Origin of the sequence: Bradyrhizobium sp. YCK136, assembly GCF_044570075.1 — a bacterium.
GTDB lineage: Bacteria > Pseudomonadota > Alphaproteobacteria > Rhizobiales > Xanthobacteraceae > Bradyrhizobium > Bradyrhizobium diazoefficiens.
Map to the genome: position 1 here is coordinate 3,099,253 of NZ_CP172424.1, position 19,375 is coordinate 3,118,627.

Sequence of the window (19,375 nt, forward strand, 5' to 3'; positions counted from 1 at the left end):
ACGAGGCCTCCGTTTTTTATTCGCGATTGGCTTGAGTGTTACCCCAGCCGTCCCGCCGCGTGCGCGAGCAGCGTGTACACCAGGCCGGTCTCCGAGGTCAGGTGGCTGCGCAGCTCCTGCGGGCCGCGGCCGTCGCGGGCGACTTCGTCGAGCAGGCGTTCGAACTCCGCGACATAGCGGTCGACCGTACCCTTGAAGTTGCGATCGGCGCGATACTTGCGGGCGACCTCGTCGAAGGCCTTCTGGCCGGCGGGCGTGTAGAGGCGCTTGGTGAAGGCCTTGTTCTCGCCGCGCTGGTAGCGGTCCCACATCTCGGCGGCGAGGTTGCGGTCCATCAGCCGGCCGATGTCGAGCGACAGCGATTCCAGCGGATTGCTGCTACCTTGCGGAGCCTGCGGCTGCGGAGCCGGTGCAGGCTGGCGGCCGCGCGGGGCCTCGCGGCCGTTCGGAGCGCCCTGGTTGGCGTCCGTGCGGTTCAAGAGGTCCGACAGCCAGCCGTCGCGGCCCTGGTCGTTGCCAGCCGGCGCAACCGGCGGAGCTTCGGTGCGGCGCGAAGTGGCCGGCATGCCGAGGTCCGGCGGCGGCAGCGTCGAGGCGCTGCCGGTGTCGCGCAGGCGGGTCTCGGTGCTGCGAGCGCCGACGGCCGCCAGCAACGGCTCTTCCTGGCGCTGCACGCTGGCGCGGCCCGCCGTCGAGACGTCGAGGCCACGGCCATGCTGGGCCACGATGCGGTTGAGCTCGGCGAGGGCCTCGATCTGGTCGACGATCACCTTGCGCATCTGCGCAGTGCTCTCGGCGGCCTCCTGCGGCATCTCGAGCACGCCGCGGCGCAGCTCGTTGCGGGTGGCTTCGAGCTCGTTGTGCATCTCGAAGGCCATCTGCTTCATGCTGGAGACGAGGTTGGAGAACTTCTCCGTCGACTGCTTGAACATCGCATCCGCCTCGTCCGTGGTCTGGCGGTAGATGTCGTGCATGGCGTCGAGGGTCTGCCGGTGCTCTTCCTCGGAGGCCGCGCGCACCGCCTCGAACTGGCGGGTGATTGCGGCGGAACCTGCGCCGGCGGTCTCCGCGACGACGCGGGCGATGTCGCGGGCGCGCTCTTCGGCCGCGGCCAGCGATTCATCGAGCAGGCCGGTGAAGCGCGACAGGCGCTGGTCGAGATCGGCCGTGCGCAGGTCGATCGTGGTGACGAGCGATTCCAGCGCCTGCTTGCGTTCGGCGAGCGAAGCGGTGGTGTTCTTGTTGCTCAGCTCGACGACCTGGGCGGCCTCGACGAGTGCCTTGCCGTGCGCGTCGAACTGGGTGGACAGCTCGCCGAGATCCTGGAGCGCTCGCGTGGTCTTCGTGTTGAAGACGTTGAGCTGGTCTTCCAGGTTCTGCGTCGCAGCGCCGTTGCGCGAGGTGACGTCGTTCATCGCCGAGACGAAGTCGGCGACGCGCGTCACCAGCGCCCGCTCGAGCGAGTTCAGGTTGTCGTGCGCACCGGTCAGCACCTCCTGGAGGAGGATGTTGCCTTCGCGCAGACGCTCGAACAGGGCGACCGTGTCGGTGCGCAGGATCTTGCTGGTCTCCTGCATCTCGGTGACGGCCGCGATCGAGACCTGGCGCGACTGGTCGATCGCCGCGCGCGAAGCCTGCTCGAGGTCCTTGAGCGACTTGCCGACCGCGCCGGTGGCCATCTCGCTCGCCGCGTTGATGGTGCGGGCGACTTCGGAGCCGTTGCCCATCATCGTCTGCGAGAACGCATGGCCGCGCGTCTCGATCGACTTCAGCGCGTCCGAGGTGACGCGGTCGATGTCGAGCGTGAGCTGGCTGGTCTTGGAGCCGATCGCATCGACCAGGGCGCCGCGCTTGGCGTCGATCATGTTCGACAGACGGTCGGCCTGCTGCTGCACGTAGGTGACGATCTCGTCGGTCTTGCCGGTCATGGCCTGGCCGAAGCTGCTGCTGGCGGCGAGCACGGAGCGCTCGACGTCGGCCGAGCTCGATTTGACCCGCGAGCTCGCCTCGTTGGAGGCGGAGATCAGCGCGTTCTGGGCGTTGAGCGCGCTGGTCTGGATGTCGTTGGTCGCGTTCGCGGTGGCCGCGCTCAGCGCGCGCTCGATCTCGGTCGAGATCGTGCGGATCTGGCTCGCGGCATCCGCCGAGGTCGAGGTCAGCGAGGTCTGGGCCTCACGCGCGCTGTTGAGGATGGTCGAGGCGGTGTCGGCGCCGACCGCGGTCAGCGTGCGCTCGATGTCCGTGGTCAGCGACTTGATCTGGCCTGCCGCGTCCGTCGAAGCGGAGATCAGCGTGCCCTGGGCCTCGCGCACGCCGCTGGTGAGCGCCTCGATGGTGGCGCCGCCGGCGGTCGCCAGCGCGCGCTGCATCTCGGCCGCGAGCGAACGGACCTGGCTGGTCTGTTCGGCCGAGACCGCGAGCAGGGTGCTCTGGGCGTCGCGGGCGCTGGTCGTGATCGTCTCGGCGGTCGACTGGCCGACCTGCGAGAGCGAACGGTGCACTTCGGCCGCGAGCGACTTGACCTGGCTCGCCGCATCCGAGGACGCCGTGACCAGGGTGTTCTGCGCCTCGCGGGCGCCGGTCGTGATGGTCTCGGCCGTCGCGGTGCCGGCCATCGAGAGCGAACGCTGCACGTCCGACGACAGCGCCTTGATCTGGTTGGCGGTCTCGCTGGAGGCCGCGATCAGCGCGCTCTGCGCATCGCGGGCGCCGGCGGTGATGGATTCCGCCGTGGTGGCGCCGGCCAGCGACAGCGAGCGCTGCACGTCGGCGGTGAGCGTCTTGACGTGGGTGGCGGCATCCGAGGAGGCGGTGACGAGCGTGGTCTGCACCTCGCGGGCGCCGGCCAGGATCGAGGCTGCGGTCGCAGAACCGGCCGCCGACAGCGTGCGTTCGACGTCGGCCGCGAGCCCCTTGATCTGGTTGGAGGCATCGCCCGAGGCGGCAACCAGCGTCGACTGCGCTTCGCGGGCGCTGGTCAGGATCGAGTTCGCGGCACCGGTGCCGACCGCGGTCAGCGCGCGCTCGACCTCGGAGGAGGTCATCTTGAGCTGGGCGTTGACGTCGGAGGAGACCGTCATCAGCGACTGCTGCGCCGTGCGCGCCCCGGTCTGGATGGTCTCGCTGGTGTTGACGACGAGGTTGGTGAGCGAACGCTCGGCGTCCTCGACATGCGAGCGGATCGCGGTCGAGATCATCTCGGCGCGGGACATCATGTCCTCGCTGGCCTGGCGGCCGCTGCTCTCGATGCGGCCGGCGACTGCCTCGACGCGCGAGCCGAGCAGGTCCTCGAACTGCGCCACGCGCACGTCGATGTCGCTGGCGACCGAGCCGACCTTGGTCTCGATGGCCTGGTGGATGTCCTGGAAGCGCGCCGTGACCGTGTCGGTCAGGTGCATGCTGCGACCGTCGATGATCTCGGTGACGCCGGTGATGCGGCGGTCGACCGCCTCGATCGCCTGCGCGGTGCCGTCCGTGAGGGTCGAGGTCAGGAGGCTGAGGCGCGAGTCGATCGACTGCACGGCCTGCGATGCGCCGTTCGTCACCGCGCTGGTCAGGTAGGTGAGGCGGGAGTCGATGGATTCGAGCGCCTGCGAGGCGCCGCCGGTGAGCGTGGTCGTGAGGTGCGTCAGGCGCGTATCGATCGTCTGGATCGTCTGGGATGCGCCGTCGGTCAGCGTGGTCGTGAGGCTGGTCAGGCGGGAGTCGATGGACTCGAGCGCCTGCGAGGCGCCTCCGGTCAGCGACGTCGTCAGATGGGTGAGGCGGGAGTCGATCGACTGGATCGCCTGCGCGGCACCGTCGGTCAGTGACGCGGCGAGCGTGTTGAGTCGCCCGTCGATGGTCTCGGTGACGGACCTCGCGCGGGTGTCGAACGACTGTTCGAGCGCGGTGACGCGGCCGCCGAGCTGCTGGTCGAAGGTCTTGATGTGGCCGTCGATCGTGCTGTCGAGGCTGGTGATCTTGCCGTTCAGCGAGTCATCGAGGTTGGCGACGCGTTCGCCGACCGTGGTCTCGAACTGCATCAGGCGCTGGTCTAGCACGGCCGTGATCCGGCCGCCGTGCGAGGTGAAGCGGGTGTCGAAATTGTCGACATAGGTCTTCAGCGTCTTGGCAATGTCCTGCGTGCGCTGGCCCATGCGCTCCACGACCTCGCCGCCGAGCGTCTTCACGGTGCGGTCGAACTCGGAGATGTGACGGGTGATCAGCGCGCCCAGCGTGCCGGAATCGCGGGCGAACTTCTCGACCAGCTCGGTGCCCTGGTTCTTCACCAGTTCGTCGAACGCGCTCATCTGGAGCGACAGCGAGTCGTGCGCGGTCTCGGTCTGGCTGACGACCTTGGCGACCAGGGTGTTGACGGTGGCGTCGAGCGCGTCGCTCGCCTTGTCGCCGGAGGTCATGATCTGGTTGGCGAGCCGGTTGCCGGCATCGTCGATCTTGGCGGAGAGGTCGTTGGAGCGCAGCTCGAGCTCGAGCAGCAGGGAGTCCGACGAATTCTTCAGGCTGTCGTGCACCTGCTCGGTGCGCTCGGAGATGCCGTCGACGATCGCGGCGGAGCGCTGCTCGAACTCGCCGGTGATGCGGTCGATGCGCTCGTTCAGCATCTCGTGGACGCGGTCGGCGAGGTCGACGAACTCGTCGTGGACGTGGCCGGTCTTGAAGTTGAGGCTGGTGGTCAGCCGCTCGCTGGCGTCGAGCACGGCGCGCGTGGTCTCGTTGCTGGCTTCCTCGAGGCGGTCGAGCAGGTCGCCGCCGCGCTCGCCGAGCGCGAGGATCATGTTGTCGCCGGCATTGCTCAGGGCGCCGGTGATGTGGGCGCCGCGCTCTTCGAGAGCGCCGGTGATGCTCTTGGCGACCTCGTCGACGCGCGAGGCGATCGCATCCGAGATCAGTGCGATGTCGTGGCGCAGGTCGATCTGCACGCCGGAGATGGCGCTGCGGACCTGCTCGGCCTGGCCGACCAGGTTGTCGCGCTGATGCGCGATGTCCTGGAGCAGGGCGCGGATACGCACCTCGTTGTCGGAGTAGGCGCGCTCCAGCGCTGCGACCTCGTTGGCGACCAGCGTCTCGAGCTCGCCGGCGCGCGCGATCGCGCGCTCGATGCCGTCGCCCATCGCCGCGACCTCGCGGCGGATGGCTTGGCCGACGGTGACCATGGAATCGGAGGCCGAGCCTTCCGGCTCGGAGAAGCGGATCGCAACCTGCGCCATCGCCTGCGCGATCATGCGCATTTCCTGGCCGCGCCAGACCAGGCTCGCGAGGAAATAGAACAGCATGATCGGCGCGAAGAACATCGCGATCAGGCCGGCGATGACGAGCACGCCGCCGCTCTGGCCCATGGCGGCCTGGATCGAGGGCAGGAAGCCGACGGTCAGCGCGGCGCAGGCCGCGAGCCAGACGCCGGCGAAGATGGTGGCGAAGGTATAGACGCTGCGGGCAGGGCGGCCCTTCTGGAGCGCCTGGAGCAGCTGGCCGATGGTCTCGCGGTCGTCATTGGCGGCGCGGCGCGTCGAGCGCGGCTCCTCGATCGTATCGAACACGGTGGCCCGCTCGTTCGCGGCAGGGCGCGGCTCGAAGCTCGGCTCGTCAAAGATCGGGGGCTCCGGGGGCGCCACCGAAGACGCCGTTTCGTTGCGCATCGAGGCGTTGCGGCTGGTGTCCGCAGCGGTGTCGCTGATGTTCAGAGCTTCCTGGATCGCAGAAAGCGCAACTTCTGTCGGGTCTTTGACCTTTTTCGGAGTGTTCGCCATGTTCAGTCCGAGCCCTCGTTACTTGTACGCGTCCCCCCGCGAGCCCCGCGCGCTACGCAAGCCCACAGACCGGATCATGCCGCTTGCGCGGATCTTTCAGCCGTCCCCACCCGGACGGCTTGTCCGCCAATTTCTCCAACATCCTATTGGCAGAGCGTCGCGAATGAAATGCCCGCGATTAAGACAATCTTAATCATCGTTAACAGGATCGGGCCGTAACGCCTTAGCAATAAATGCAATTCTCCACCGGACTCGGCCGATTGCGGCAACTTTTCGTCAATAAACGGGCGGATTTACGTAAGGCGGCCCAAACATTTCGTTAACCACTTCCATGCTTGGCTGGGAGGAACCGCACCGCCGAACCGGCGGAACCGTCGCGCGATGCCGGGGTCCTGCGCCATGACGCCTGAACTGCAACGGATGGAATGGATGCCCTCGCCCCCGCTTGCGCCCGTCGACAGCCCGCTCGATCTCGACCACCTCTCCCGCATGACGCTCGGCGACGCCGAGCTGGAGCAGGAAGTGCTCGCAATGTTCGCCGAGCAGGCGGTTCGCCTGCTCGCCGCGATGACCAATTTGCCGGCCGAGGCCGGCGCGCTCGCGCACAAGCTCAAGGGCTCGGCCCGCGGAATCGGCGCCTTTGCGGTAGCGGATGCCGCCGCTCACCTGGAGACCGCGATCCGGACCGGCCACGACCGGCACCACGCCTTCGCCGCGCTGAAGGAGGCCGTGGCCGAGGCCCGCGCCGCCATCGAGGCGATCCTGAAGCACTAGGCCGGCACCCCCGCAAACGGCGGTGTCTCTAGTCTTTTGTTTTGACGCGTTTTCTGCCCGCAAACCGGGATCCAGCTCGCATCAAAACGCTATGGCGCCGGGCTAACCGACCCGTTATAGGACAGCCCGGACCCTCCTTCATTCCCAACATCGCGGCAGCACGAGCACACATGGCCAAGATTCACTTTGTCGACCACAAGGGCGAAACCCGTACGGTGGAAATCGAGAACGGCGCAACCGTGATGGAAGCCGCCATCCGCAACAGCATTCCCGGCATCGAGGCCGAATGCGGCGGCGCATGTGCCTGCGCGACCTGCCATGTCTATGTCGACGAAGCCTGGCGCGAGAAGGTCGGCAGCCCGACGCCGATGGAAGAGGACATGCTCGACTTCGGCTTCGACGTGCGCCCGAACTCGCGCCTGTCCTGCCAGATCAAGGTCTCCGACGAGCTCGACGGGCTGGTCGTGTCGACGCCGGAACGCCAGGCCTGATCCGACCGTCCCCCTGCGTCAGGTGCCAGGCGGCGCGACCTCGATGCCGCGCTTGTGCCAGGGTCTGAGCTTCTCGACGATCTCCGCGGCCAGCGGCGCCGGCCGCCGCGTCGCCTCGTCGAGCATGACGCCGACCGACGTCGCCGAGGCGATGCATTTTCCCTGCGAGAACACGACCTGTTCGAAGGTCACTGACGTCCGTCCCAGTTTCACCACGCCGAGGCCGAGCTCGATCGTGTTCGGCCAGTGCAGCTCGGCGCGGAAATGGATGTCGAGCCGCACCATGATCCAGGCGAGGCCCGGCGGCGTCAGCCCGTAGTCCGGGCTCTTCATCAGGGTGACACGGCCGGTCTCGAAATAGGTGGCATAGACCGCGTTGTTGACGTGCTGGTTGGGATCGAGATCGCCGAAGCGGACGTTGTCGCTGAGGCGGTAGGGGTAGTCCTCCAGGCGCGGCGTCGTATCGAGGCGGCTTGGTGCGTTCACCGATTGATCTCCGTCATATCCAGCCTCGTTACAGCCCAGTTATTTTGACCCGGCAAGTGGGCGCGGTTGCGGGGCGCTCCCGCTTTTATGCCTTCCCTGATCCATCCCCGTTGGCTAGACAGGCAGGGTCACCTCGGCCCAAAGGGCGCCGTCCAACCGATAACGATAAAGAGACGACATGAGCGACGTGATCAAAACCGATGTGCTGATTATTGGCGCCGGCCCCTGCGGTCTGTTCGCCGCCTTCGAGCTCGGCCTTCTCGATATGAAGGCCCATTTCGTCGACATCCTCGACAAGGTCGGCGGCCAGTGCGCCGAGCTCTATCCGGAAAAGCCGATCTACGACATTCCCGGCATTCCGCATGTTTCGGGGCAGGGGCTCACCGACGCGCTGATGGAGCAGATCAAGCCGTTCCATCCGACCTTCCATCTCGGCGAGATGGTCGAGACGGTGGAGAAGATCGGCGATCCCGCATTTCGCTGCACCACCGATGCCGGCAAGGTGTTCGAATGCAAGGTGCTGGTGATCGCGGCCGGCGGCGGCTCGTTCCAGCCCAAGCGTCCGCCGGTGCCGGGCATCGAAGCCTATGAAGGCACCTCGGTGCATTACGCCGTGCGCAAGATGGAGACGTTCCGCGACAAGAACGTGCTGATCGTCGGCGGCGGCGATTCCGCGCTCGACTGGACGCTCAATCTGCATCCGGTGGCCAAGCGCATCACGCTTCTGCATCGTCGCGACGAATTTCGCGCAGCCCCTCACAGCGTCGAGCAGATGCGCGCGCTGGTCGCAGCCGGCAAGATGGATCTCCGGCTCGGCCAGGTCACTTCGCTCGCCGGCACTGACGGCAAGCTGACCGGCGCGACGATCAAGGGCAACGACAACAACGTCACCGAGATCGCCTGCGACGCCATGCTGCCGTTCTTCGGGCTGACCATGAAGCTCGGTCCGGTCGCGAACTGGGGCATTGCGCTGGAGAACAATCTGGTGCCGGTCGAGACATCCGCGTTCGAGACCAACATATCAGGCATCTTCGCCATCGGCGACATCAACACCTATCCCGGCAAGATCAAGCTGATCCTGTGCGGCTTCCACGAGGGCGCGCTGATGTCGCAAAAAGCCCATCGCTACGTCTATCCGGAGAAGCGGCTCGTGTTCCAGTACACGACCTCGTCCTCCAGCCTGCAAAAGAAGCTCGGGGTCAGCTGACCGCGAGCGGGGCGGGAAGGATGCCCCATGTTTCTGGTGCTGGAACCGTTCGCGAAATCGCCGTAGTCTGCGGCCATTCCAGTCGTGGAATAGCAAGGTGATCATAATGCGGAATCCGTTTCCCAGCTTTCGGCTGCTCTCGCTCCTCACGCTCGCGCTGTCGCTCCTCACGCTCGCGCTGTCGCTCGGCGCGGTGAGCCCGGCTGCGGCGCAAGCCCCGGTTGCGACGTCGGCCCAGCCAACCGCCGCAGGGCTCTGGCAGAAGGTCGAAGACGGCAAGACGGTGGGATGGTTCCTCTTCGTCGACCACAACGGTGTGTTCGAAGGCGTGATCGCCAAGACGTTCCCGCGGCCCGGCGACGATCCGAACGAGGTCTGTGCGAAGTGCACGGACGATCGCAAGAACGCGCCGGTGCTAGGCCTGTCCTTCATCCGCGACATGAAGCGCGACGGGTTGAAGTATGATGGCGGTAACGTGGTCAATCCGCGCGACGGCAATATCTGGAAGGCCAAGATGACGGTGAGCCCCGATGGCCAGACCCTGACCATGCGCGGCTTCCTCGGCATCTCCCTGTTCGGCAAGGACGAGACCTGGACGCGCCTGCCGGACGCCAACATCGCGCAGGTCGATCCCGCCATCGTCGCCAAATATCTGCCCGCACAGGCCGCAGCGACCAAGCCCGCACCCGCGCCCGCGGCGAAGAAGGGCGGCGCAATGATGGCGCCGGCGCCGAAGCAGTAGGCTCTACAGTCGTTGTTTCACATGCCGCTGTCATTCCCCGCGCAGGCGGGGAATCCAGTACGCCGCAGCCTCTCGATTCAATCACGTCCGTCACGGAGTACTGGATCGCCCGCCTTCGCGGGCGATGACAGCTGAGTGCGTGGCACGTGCGCGCCTCATCTCGTCATTGCGAGCGTAGCGAAGCAATCCAGTAAGGTTGCTTCCGCATTCTCTTGTCGCCCGCATGAGCGAAGCGATATGCGGGACCACTTGTCCCTGATATCGCTGCGCTCACCCGGGCTACGGAATTGTCAATACGTCCGCGCCTTCTTGCACGGCGCATAGAAGGTGCCGTTGCCGGCAACGACGCGTTCGAGGCATTGCCGGGGATCGGTGATCTCGCCGTCGACCTGGAAATAATAGGCCTGCGTGCCCAGGCTCAGGACGTAATGTCCGGGCGCAAGTTCGAGCTCTGAATCGCCGGTGTGAAGCTCGTGCATCTCGGGTGTCCCTGGAATCGGTGACACCCGGAACGGATAGGCGAAGTTGCGGATGACGCCGACGTCGTCTCCGCCATTCAGCGTCTTGCCTGCGGCGTCGGTCGAAAACTCCCTGGCGATCTTCGCCACGACCCGAACCTCGACGCGTTCGGGAATCGCGTGTGCGGCGTCGCGGCGGAACACGATGAATTTGACGCGGCCGTTCGGCAGATGCGGCCGATCGGGCTTCTTGAACTCCGGTGAAATCGCGACGCGCATGTCCGGCGCCATGACGCCGGTCGCATTCAACTCCGCCAGCGATTTGTCGTCGATCAAGGCGTAGACGCCGTAGTCGGTTGGAAGCACGCGCGTCGGTTTCAACGGCGGTGCGACGGCGGTCACCATTTCCGGCTTGCTGACCGTGATCGTCGTCTCCGGTCTGGGCGGGACCAGCGCGATCTCCTGGGCCTGGGACGAAACCAGCCGGCGCAGCGCGGCGATATGGTCTCGCTGCGAGATGAGAAGAACGATGGCGCCGGCGGCAAGCAGGATGGCCCCCGTACGCTTCATCACCGGCCAGAGCGGACCCGAGATCGCAGGCCGCCTGGATGTCTCGATCGCCGATCGCAGGACCGGAGCGTCGGCGGACAGAAGTGGGCCGCCTGTCTCGCCCGCCTTCGCCGATGTGAGTTGATGTTGCGGCAACCGCTCCAGCGGCGCCTCTTCACGCGAGAACTTCTCGACCTCCTCGATTGCGACCTCGAGCGCCCGCTTCATCTGGTCGATGTTCTTGGCGTCGGCGTAGGTGAACTGCTCCTGGAGCTTGTAGCGGGCAAGATCGTAGACGAGCTGCCGCCTGAACTCCGGATCATCCTTCACCGTCTCCAGCATGCGCGAAATCACCAGCGCAAACTGCACCTCGTTTGCGGGCAAATCGGTCGCGTCCTGCTGGCCAGGGAGCAACTCTCTCGAACTCATAGCGCTGCCGGTCCAATGCCAGTCACGCCGTCACCTGATTTCTCTAATCGAAACAGCCGGTTAAACAAATGCGATAGGTCTCGCGGCCACGTTCGTACACGTTGAGGTGCGACAAGGAAAGCCTCGAAAATGCGCGACAAATCGCCGGCACCCGGAGCATGCAGGACGTGCGTGCCGACATGGGCAACACCGTGCGAGCAGTAGTTCTCCGGAATGCGCGCTGGCGCCGGATTTGCATAGCTGTCGCAAAGCCGCTGGGGAGCGAGTCGCCGTCTCCACGCCTGCCGCCACCGTGCGGAGGGCCGACGGCGGCGCCTGTCCCTCGCGGCGCTGATTGCGATCTGCGGGAAGACGACATGCGACTTGCCAGACTATGTGCGGCGGCGCCGCTGGGGCTGATGGCGCTGCTTGCGACCTCGGCGCTGGCGCGCGACGACGGCCGCTACGCCAACTCGCCGCTCAAGCCCTGGTTCGAGAGCCTGCGCAGCGAATACGGACAATGCTGCTCGGATGCCGACGGCTACGTGGTCGCCGATGTCGATTGGGAATCCGACAAGGGGCGTTACCGTGTGCATCTCGACGACGAATGGGTGGTCGTGCCCGACGGTGCCGTGATCACCGAGCCGAACAAGATCGGCCGCACCATGGTGTGGAAGCACTATATCGACGGCCATCCGCGCGTGCGCTGCTTCATGCCGGGCAGCATGACGTAGAAACGTGCGAGCGCCGAACTCCTGACGGCGCGGAAGAGGTTCGTCATGCCCGGGGCTCGTCCCGGGCATCCACGTTCTGAGTGGCCTCGGCAAGACGTGGATGGCCGGGACGTGCCCGGCCATGACGTTGTGGAAACTTCAGCTCAACGATGCGATCGTTGTCCGGTGACGGACGCTTAGCGCGCCTCGCTCGCCGAACCGGCGCTCGCGAGCCGCTTGACCCGCGGCGACAGCACCGAGACTTGCGCGGGCGAGGCGGGCATGCCGGCGACGGTCATCACGGGCGAAGCCGACTGCTCCTCGACGCCGGCGCCGCCGAGCACCTGCACCTGCGTTGCCGAGATCGGAAACGACTTCATTTCGTAAGAAGGAAGCTCGCCGGCGAACGCCCCGGCCGAGCTCGCAATCATCGCGCCGGCAATGGCAATCATCGAGAGAACACGCATTGGAAAATCTCCGTGAAAGATGGCAATCGGAGGTTTGGTCGCATCGATGTCGCAACAGGTTCGCTGGTGTGCGAGCATTCGATCGCCGCCGGCGCTCTATTTGATTGCGTGATGCGACAGGCGCGAAACGCGGAAGAAGTTTTCCGCGCCAATGTTTCCGGACGGTTTCACGGAAGGGCCGAGGCGATCGCTAGCGCGTTTGCAGATCGAGCTGCCGGGACCTGGTCGTCGCTGCGGCCTCGGGAAAGCACAGGCGCATCGTCGTGCCGCGGCCGGGCTCGGAGGAGATGACCAGCTCGCCGCCGTGGGCGGCCATGATCTCGCGGACGATCGACAGGCCGAGGCCGGCGCCGTCGCCCGCGCTGTTGCCGGTCTGAAACGGCTCCAGCAACTTGTGCTCCGCATCGTCGGGCAGGCCCGCGCCGTCATCGTGGATCGAGATGCTGCCGCGATCGAGCGTGGCGGTGATGCGTCGCGCGCCGCGGGCGTGGATGAGCGCGTTGCCGACGAGATTGGCGAGCGCGCTGCGGATGGCGGCGTCCACGCCCTGCACCAGCAACGGTCCCTGGTCGGCCCGCTCCAGCGCAAGCTCTATGCCGGCGTCCAGCGCCGAGGGGCCGAAATCGGCCAGCACGTCCAGCGTGATCTCGGCAAGGTCGATCGGCCGCTTCTCGATCGCGTGATTTTGCAGGCGCGCGAGGTCGAGCATGGCGGACACCAGCGAGGTGAGGCGGCGGACGTCGCGCACCAGCTCGACCTTCAGGGCTGGATCGGGCACGTCGTCGATCTTCGCGCGCAGCAGCGTCAAAGGCGTGCGGAGCTGATGGGCGGCATTGCCGAGAAAGCGGCGCTGCATCCTGATATAGGCGTCGATCTCGCCAAAGGCGCGGTTCAGCGCCTCGACCAGCGGCTTCAGCTCGCGAGGGACCTCGCACAGGGAGATCAGACCTTGCGGTGCTGCAGGGTCGATTGCGAGCGCGCGAAGCGCACCCGTTCGATACCGCGTGAGACGAAACGCGCGGCCAGCGTCGCGCCGACGGCAACGGTCGCGGCAAAGGCCAGCGCCAGCAGCGTGATCGAAAAGACACTGCGGATGAGAAAGTTTCTTGCAAGCCGGGCGAAACGGACGTGAGGCTCGCCGACCATCATCGCGAGCTGCAGCGAACCCCTTTGCACGACGGCGAGGCAGAAGGTGCTCTTCTGGTCGAGCGTGCTGAAGACCGATGAGCCGACAGGCCCGTGATAGGGAAACGCGAAGGGGAGGGCCGGCCGGCGTTCGCTGCCGTACTCGCTGACCATGTCGCCTGCGGACACGACGTACCAGAGGTTCGGGCTGTCCACCTTTAGCTCTTCGAGGGCGGGCGTCGGGCGCACCGTCAGGTTTTGCCCTTCGACCATGGTGGCGCGATCGAGAACGGCGGCCACGACCCGGCAAGCCCTGAACTCGCGTTCCTCCATCGGATAGCGCCAGATGAAGAGGCCGAGCATGATCAGGAAAATCGTCGTCGCGGCGATGCCGAGCGACAGCGCAAAGGTCCGGGCGATCGACGTCATCGCGGCGTTGCCAGCCGCAGGATGTAGCCGATGCCGCGCATGCTGCGGATCTCGACCTCGCCGCCGAGCGCGGCCAGCTTCTTCCTGAGGCGCGAGACCTGCGCTTCGAGCGTGTTGGATTCGATCTCGTCGTCGAAGCCGTAGATCTCCTCGATCAGGGCGGCGCGGGTGATGACGCGGTCGCGGCGCATGAGGAGCGCTCCGAGGATCAGCGCCTCGCGTCGCCGCAGCAGGATTTTGGTGTCGGCGACCACCGCCTCGTTGCTGCCGAGATGCAGCTCGACATTGCCGAGCGACAGCACCGCGGGTGCGAGCAGGCGAGGCCGGCGCAAGACGGCGCGCACCCGCGCAATCAGCTCCTGCGGCTCGAACGGCTTGCCGAGATAGTCGTCGGCGCCGCCGTTGAGGCCGTCGACGACATCCTCCTTGGCGTCCTTGGACGTCAGCATGATGATGGCGGGGCGTTCCGGCGACCGGCTCAGCGCCGTGACCACCTCGAGCGCATCGCCGTCCGGCAGCATCCGGTCGACGATGGCGAGATCGTATTTGAAGTTGTCCAGCGCCTGCCGGGCATCGGCAATCGAGCCGACAAGGTCGACGACGCCGTGCAATTGCCCGAGCAGGCGGCTGACATAGGCGCCGATCTGCGGTTCGTCTTCGATCACGAGGGAGCGCACGCGGGTCGTCCTTGACTCTGCTGGGGCAACAAAACCCCGACCTTGACGCTCGCTGGCCGAATTCCGGCAGTTCGGTTCGTGCGCGAGGTTCCCTTTAAGGCAGCGAGCTTGGCGAATAAAAGGCAGGGACGAGAGCGCTCACCTCGCGCGCGGTCAAAGTTAGGAGCGTGAACGTGGCCCGGGCAACGTTCGGGCAATGTTGATCCGGCGGCGCATCTGGCGCGCGGAATGTCGCAGGGACGGTTGCCCGTTGCAATCTTGGGGCAATTTTGCCGGATCACATGCTGGGCTCCTGACCACACCAGTCGACCGGCCAGCAGGGCCGGTCCGGGGCCCAGTAATGAAGCATCTTGACGAAGCCGCTCTCGATCGTGCCGCGCGCGCGCAGCAAAGCTTGCTGAGCGTATTCCTTGCCGCACTCGGCGCGATCATGGCGATCCCTCAGTCTGCATCGGCGCAGACCGCGTTCACGCTCCCGGCCCCGCCGTTCGACCTGCCGATGCTGCCCTCGCCCTCCGGCAACTGGACCGTCATGGTCGGCATCGGCGGCGAATACACGCCAGACTTCGTCGGATCGGACAACGGGAAATTCCGCCCGATCCCGATCTTTTCCATTCGCCGCGCCGGATCGTTCGACCAGTTTCGCGGCCCCCGCGACAGCGCCAGCATTGCGCTGCTCGACGTCGGCAATTTTCGCGCAGGGCCTGCGTTCAAATACGTCTCGTCGCGCAAGAGCGACAAATATTCCGAGCTGACCGGTCTCGGCGACGTCAAGGCCGCATACGAGCTCGGCGGCTTCGTCGAATATTATCCGGTCGACTGGTTGCGTCTGCGCAGCGAACTGCGCCAGGGCCTGGGTGGCCATACCGGCACCGTGGCCGACGTTTCCGCCGACGTCATTGTGCCGCTGATTCAAAGGCTCACGATCTCGGCCGGCCCGCGCTTCACCTGGAAGAGCACCAAGGCGACCGCGCCGTATTTCGGCGTCGATGCGGCGCAGGCGCTGGCGTCGGGACTGCCGACGTACGATGCCAGGGGTGGTGCGCACTCGGTCGGCTTCGGCAGCCAGATCTCCTATCGCATCAATCCCCAGTGGGAGGTCCATGCCTATGTCGAATACGAGAAGCTGCTTGGCGACGCCGCGGACAGTCCGCTGGTGAGGCTGCGTGGATCGTCGAACCAGACCACGATCGGCCTCGGTGCGTCCTATTCGTTCGACTTCAGGATTCGATAGTCGTCATGCGCCGTCATGTTGTTCTATGGATCGCCTTTGCGGTGACTTCCGTCGTCCTCAGTGCCGCCGCGGCGTTCGAGACGCGCGAGAGCCGGCTCCAGGCGATCAAGACCGTCGGCATCGTCTCGGCCATCGGCGAGCAGATGAGCCTGACGCAGGCCGGCCTGACCGCGCTCGGCAACACCGGGCAAAGCGCCTCGATCAGCGCGTGGGGGCTGGACGAGATGATCGTCCAGCAGGCGACGAGGCTGCTGAGCCCACGCTTCCGCGTGCAGGCCGTGAGCTACAGGCGCGCCGCGTTCGCCGCGATCAGGGATTCGGCGGTCGCGCCCGTCAATCTCCTGCGCAGCGATCCGTTCAAGGAGCTGGTTCGCAGCGATGTCACGCCACAGGGGCTGGATGCGTACATCGTCATCACAAGGGCAAGGTCGAAGCTTGGAAACGGCCGCAACGTCGAGGGTGTCGGGCTCGCCGAATACCGGACGCTGCTTGCGGATTACGGCCTGATCCACGCGCTCTATGAAGTTCGTGTCATCGACGGCAAGTCATTCGACGTGATCGAGAAGCGGGCGGCTGCGCCGCTCGACAACACCGGCACCCTCCGGCTCGCCGGCCCGAGCGGGCCGGTTGACGAGACGTTCGGCGGTTCGGCTTCGGGCGAACGGCTGCGCGCGGCGATTGCGGACCTCATCACGCGCAGCCTGCCCATCACGCTGGGCGACATGCACCTGACCGACAGTCCGTGACTCTCAGGTCACCGGCGCCGGATTGAACAGCGTGAGGTCGTTGTGGATGCCCCAGCGATCCGACCACGGTTTTGTGCGGCCGGAGGCGACGTCGAGGATCAGGCGGAACAGGTCCCAGCCGCATTCCTCGATGGTCTTCTCGCCGGTGGCGATGCTGCCTGAATCGAAGTCGATCAGGTCCTTCCAGCGCCGCGCGAGCTCGCTGCGGGTTGCGACCTTGATCACGGGCGCTGCCGCAAGGCCGTAGGGCGTACCGCGGCCGGTGGTGAACACTTGCAGAGTCATGCCGGAGGCGAGCTGGAGCGTGCCGCAGATGAAGTCGGAAGCGGGCGTTGCCGCAAACAGCATGCCCTTCTGCGTCGCCTTCTCGCCGGGCGCGAGCACGCCGGTGATCGCGGACGAGCCGGACTTGACGATCGAGCCCAATGATTTCTCGACGATGTTGGCGAGGCCGCCCTTCTTGTTGCCGGGCGTGGTGTTGGCGCTGCGGTCGGCGCCGCCGCGGGCCAGATAGGAATCGTACCAGGCCATCTCGCGCACCAGGGCACGTCCGACATCCTCGTTGATGGCGCGTCGCGTCAGGAGCTGAATCGCGTCGCGCACCTCGGTGACTTCCGAGAACATCACGGTGGCGCCGGCGCGCACCAGGAGGTCGGCGGCAAAGCCGACCGCGGGGTTCGCGGTGACGCCGGAGAACGCGTCGCTGCCGCCGCATTGCAGGCCGATGACGAGATCGGAGGCCGGGCAGGTCTCGCGGGTGCGCTTGTTGAGAATCTTCAGGCGCGCTTCGGCCTGTGTCATGATCGCATCGACGATCGCGCCAAAACCGTCGAAGGCTTCGTCCTGCATGCGGACGATGGCATCGCTGATGCCTTCCGGCACCAGCCGCTCGGGCGCGAGCTTCTCGCAGCCGAGGCTGATGACCAGAATTTCGCCGCCGAAATTGGGGTTGAGCGCGAGGTTCTGCAGCGTGCGGATCGGCACCACCGCGTCGGGCGCGTTAATGGCGACGCCGCAGCCATAGGCGTGCGTCAGCGGCACGACGTCGTCGACGTTCGGGTATTTCGGCAAGAGCTCGGCGCGGATGCGCTTCACCGCATATTCCATCGTGCCCTTGACGCATTGCACGGAGGAGGAGATGCCGAGGATGTTCTTGGTGCCGACCGAGCCATCCGGATTGCGGTAGCCCTCGAAGGTGAAGCCTTCGAGCGGCGGCAGCGGAGCGGGCACGGCGGTCGAGATTTCCAGCTTGTCGAGGGCAGGGGCCTCCGGCATGCGAATGCGCGCCTCATCCACCCATTCGCCGGCCAGGATCGGCGAGAGCGCGTAGCCGATCACCTCGCCGTAGCGGATGATCGGTGTGCCTTCCGCGATGTCGACCAGCGCCGTCTTGTGCCCCTGCGGCACGAAGGCGCGCAGTGTCAGGCCGCAGGCGAAGCGGGAGCCGGAGGGAAGCCCGAAATCATTGACCACGATCGCGACATTGTCGCGCTCGTTGAGCTTGATGTAGCGGGGCTGCTCTTTCGCTGCGACTGACTGGTCCATCTGCGCTTGCCTCCGAAATCGTAGGGTGGGCAAAGGCGCAACGCGCCGTGCCCACCGTCTTCACACCGAGCGTAAGTGGTGGGCACGCTTCGCTTTGCCCACCCTACGATGTCTCAACCCGGATACGTATAAGCCGTCTTCACCGTCGTGTAGAACTCGCGGGCATAGGAGCCCTGCTCGCGGGCGCCGTAGCTCGAGCCCTTCCGGCCGCCGAACGGCACGTGATAGTCGACGCCGGCGGTCGGCAGGTTGACCATCACCATGCCGGACTCGCTGTTGCGCTTGTAGTGCGAGGCGTATTTCAGGCTGGTGGTGCAGATGCCGGAGGCGAGGCCGAACTCGGTGTCGTTCGAGATCGCGAGCGCTTCCTCGTAGTTCTTGGCGCGAATGACCGCGGCGACCGGGCCGAAGATCTCTTCGCGCGCAATGCGCATGTTGTTGTTGGCTTCGGTGAACAGCGCCGGCTGGAGGTAGTGGCCGGGCGTCTCGCGCTGGAGCAGCTCGCCGCCGAAGGCGAGCTTTGCGCCTTCGTCCTGGCCGATCTTGATGTAGCGCAGGTCCTGGTCGAGCTGGCTCTGGTCGACGACGGGGCCGATATGCACGCCGGCCTTGAGCGCGTCGTCCACCGACAGGCCCTTCAGGCGCTCGGCCATCGCGGCGACGAAGCGGTCATGGATGCCTTCGGTGACGATCAGACGCGAGGAGGCGGTGCAGCGCTGGCCAGTCGAGAAGTAGGAGCCGTTGACGGCGACCTCGACGGCGGTCTTGAGGTCCGCATCGTCGAGCACGACCAGCGGATTCTTGCCGCCCATCTCGAGCTGGAATTTCTTCATCGGGTTCGACAGCACGCAGGCCTGCGCGATCTTGCGGCCGGTCTGCACCGAGCCGGTGAAGGAGATCGCGGCGACGTCGGGGTGATCGAGCAGGGTCTGGCCGACCACGGAGCCGGAGCCGACGACGAGGTTGAACACACCCGCCGGAATGCCGGAGCGGGTGATGATCTCGGACAGCGCATGCGCCGAGCCCGGCACCAGCTCGGCAGGCTTGAACACGACCGTGTTGCCGTAGCAAAGCGCCGGCGCGATCTTCCAGGCCGGGATCGCGATCGGGAAATTCCAGGGCGTGATCATGCCGACGACGCCCATCGGCTCGCGGGTGAGCTCGACGTCGAGGCCGGGGCGGACGGATGCGCCCTTCTCGCCGATCAGCCGCAGCGCTTCGCCGGCGAAGAACGCAAAGATCTGGCCGGCGCGCGCGACCTCGCCGATGCCTTCGGGCAGGGTCTTGCCTTCCTCGCGGGCGAGCAGGCGGCCGAGCTCCTCCTTGCGGGCGAGGATTTCGAGAGAAATCTTGTTCAGCGCGTCGTAGCGCACCTGCGGGGTCGACTGCGCCCAGGCGGGGAAGGCGGCCTTGGCGGCTGCGATCGCCATCTCGGTCTGCGCCTTGTCGGCCTTGGCGTATTCGCCGACGAGGTCGTTGGTGTTGGAGGGGTTGATGTTCTTGGTGACGCCGGAGCCGTCGACCCATTCGCCGCCGATGAAGTTTTTCAGGATCGCAGTCATATCATTCCTCCA

Annotated in this window: 16 protein-coding genes; 7 read left to right on the forward strand and 9 right to left on the reverse strand. The window is 66.1% G+C overall.

Annotation, left to right across the window (positions count from 1 at the left end; translation table 11 throughout):
* Positions 1 to 38: 38 nt before the first annotated feature.
* Complete coding sequence (locus tag ACFLEY_RS14570) at positions 39 to 5,750, reverse strand: negative regulator of septation ring formation (protein ID WP_060908224.1); 5,712 nt, start codon at positions 5,748 to 5,750, stop codon at positions 39 to 41.
* A gap of 399 nt (positions 5,751 to 6,149) precedes the next feature.
* Here ACFLEY_RS14570 and ACFLEY_RS14575 point away from each other — a divergent pair, with 399 nt between their 5' ends.
* Positions 6,150 to 6,524 carry an Hpt domain-containing protein gene (locus ACFLEY_RS14575; RefSeq protein WP_028173247.1) on the forward strand — a complete coding sequence of 125 codons (375 nt, stop codon included), beginning with the start codon at positions 6,150 to 6,152 and terminating at the stop codon, positions 6,522 to 6,524.
* Between the two features lie 170 nt (positions 6,525 to 6,694).
* Positions 6,695 to 7,015: a 2Fe-2S iron-sulfur cluster-binding protein gene (locus tag ACFLEY_RS14580; RefSeq protein WP_011088626.1), complete on the forward strand. Its 321-nt coding sequence runs from the start codon at positions 6,695 to 6,697 to the stop codon at positions 7,013 to 7,015.
* Positions 7,016 to 7,033: 18 nt separating this feature from the next.
* On the opposite strand, the gene ACFLEY_RS14585 is transcribed toward ACFLEY_RS14580, so the two are convergent.
* Complete coding sequence (locus ACFLEY_RS14585; RefSeq protein ID WP_060908223.1) at positions 7,034 to 7,501, reverse strand: thioesterase family protein; 468 nt, start codon at positions 7,499 to 7,501, stop codon at positions 7,034 to 7,036.
* A gap of 178 nt (positions 7,502 to 7,679) precedes the next feature.
* On the opposite strand from ACFLEY_RS14585, the gene ACFLEY_RS14590 reads away from it, so the two are divergent.
* Together ACFLEY_RS14590 and ACFLEY_RS14595 are read left to right on the forward strand one after the other, a co-directional pair.
* Entirely contained in the window at positions 7,680 to 8,708 is a 1,029-nt protein-coding gene (locus ACFLEY_RS14590) for an NAD(P)/FAD-dependent oxidoreductase (protein WP_011088624.1), read from the forward strand.
* A 106-nt stretch (positions 8,709 to 8,814) separates the two neighbouring features.
* Positions 8,815 to 9,450 (forward strand): DUF2147 domain-containing protein, encoded by a 636-nt coding sequence (locus tag ACFLEY_RS14595; protein WP_211433844.1) that lies wholly within the window; start codon positions 8,815 to 8,817, stop codon positions 9,448 to 9,450.
* 290 nt (positions 9,451 to 9,740) lie between these two features.
* Here ACFLEY_RS14595 and ACFLEY_RS14600 read toward each other — a convergent pair whose 3' ends face one another.
* Positions 9,741 to 10,841 (reverse strand): hypothetical protein, encoded by a 1,101-nt coding sequence (locus ACFLEY_RS14600; protein WP_236842093.1) that lies wholly within the window; start codon positions 10,839 to 10,841, stop codon positions 9,741 to 9,743.
* Positions 10,842 to 11,242: 401 nt separating this feature from the next.
* Between ACFLEY_RS14600 and ACFLEY_RS14605 the strand changes: the two genes are divergently transcribed.
* On the forward strand, positions 11,243 to 11,599 hold the full coding sequence (locus ACFLEY_RS14605) for a hypothetical protein (protein WP_028173251.1): 357 nt from the start codon (positions 11,243 to 11,245) through the stop codon (positions 11,597 to 11,599).
* A gap of 176 nt (positions 11,600 to 11,775) precedes the next feature.
* Here ACFLEY_RS14605 and ACFLEY_RS14610 read toward each other — a convergent pair whose 3' ends face one another.
* From ACFLEY_RS14610 to ACFLEY_RS14625, 4 genes are all read right to left on the reverse strand, one after another.
* The gene (locus ACFLEY_RS14610; protein WP_028173252.1) at positions 11,776 to 12,045 is read right to left on the reverse strand and encodes a hypothetical protein; all 270 of its coding nucleotides are present in this window, start codon (positions 12,043 to 12,045) and stop codon (positions 11,776 to 11,778) included.
* A 190-nt stretch (positions 12,046 to 12,235) separates the two neighbouring features.
* Entirely contained in the window at positions 12,236 to 12,901 is a 666-nt protein-coding gene (locus tag ACFLEY_RS14615; RefSeq protein WP_249163073.1) for a HAMP domain-containing sensor histidine kinase, read from the reverse strand.
* Positions 12,902 to 12,987: 86 nt separating this feature from the next.
* Positions 12,988 to 13,599 (reverse strand): hypothetical protein, encoded by a 612-nt coding sequence (locus ACFLEY_RS14620; protein ID WP_249163072.1) that lies wholly within the window; start codon positions 13,597 to 13,599, stop codon positions 12,988 to 12,990.
* A complete protein-coding gene (locus tag ACFLEY_RS14625) occupies positions 13,596 to 14,276 on the reverse strand; it encodes a response regulator transcription factor (RefSeq protein ID WP_060908222.1) in 681 nt (226 codons plus the stop codon). The genes ACFLEY_RS14620 and ACFLEY_RS14625 overlap by 4 nt, the downstream gene beginning before the upstream one ends.
* A 340-nt stretch (positions 14,277 to 14,616) precedes the next feature.
* Between ACFLEY_RS14625 and ACFLEY_RS14630 the strand changes: the two genes are divergently transcribed.
* A complete protein-coding gene (locus tag ACFLEY_RS14630) occupies positions 14,617 to 15,510 on the forward strand; it encodes a MipA/OmpV family protein (protein ID WP_060908221.1) in 894 nt (297 codons plus the stop codon).
* Positions 15,511 to 15,515: 5 nt separating this feature from the next.
* On the forward strand, positions 15,516 to 16,256 hold the full coding sequence (locus ACFLEY_RS14635) for a hypothetical protein (RefSeq protein ID WP_211433843.1): 741 nt from the start codon (positions 15,516 to 15,518) through the stop codon (positions 16,254 to 16,256).
* Between the two features lie 3 nt (positions 16,257 to 16,259).
* Here the strand turns inward: ACFLEY_RS14635 and garD are convergent, their stop codons facing one another.
* The gene (gene garD / locus ACFLEY_RS14640; RefSeq protein WP_060908219.1) at positions 16,260 to 17,801 is read right to left on the reverse strand and encodes a galactarate dehydratase; all 1,542 of its coding nucleotides are present in this window, start codon (positions 17,799 to 17,801) and stop codon (positions 16,260 to 16,262) included.
* A gap of 113 nt (positions 17,802 to 17,914) precedes the next feature.
* Positions 17,915 to 19,363 (reverse strand): aldehyde dehydrogenase family protein, encoded by a 1,449-nt coding sequence (locus ACFLEY_RS14645; protein ID WP_060908218.1) that lies wholly within the window; start codon positions 19,361 to 19,363, stop codon positions 17,915 to 17,917.
* Positions 19,364 to 19,375 lie beyond the last annotated feature (12 nt).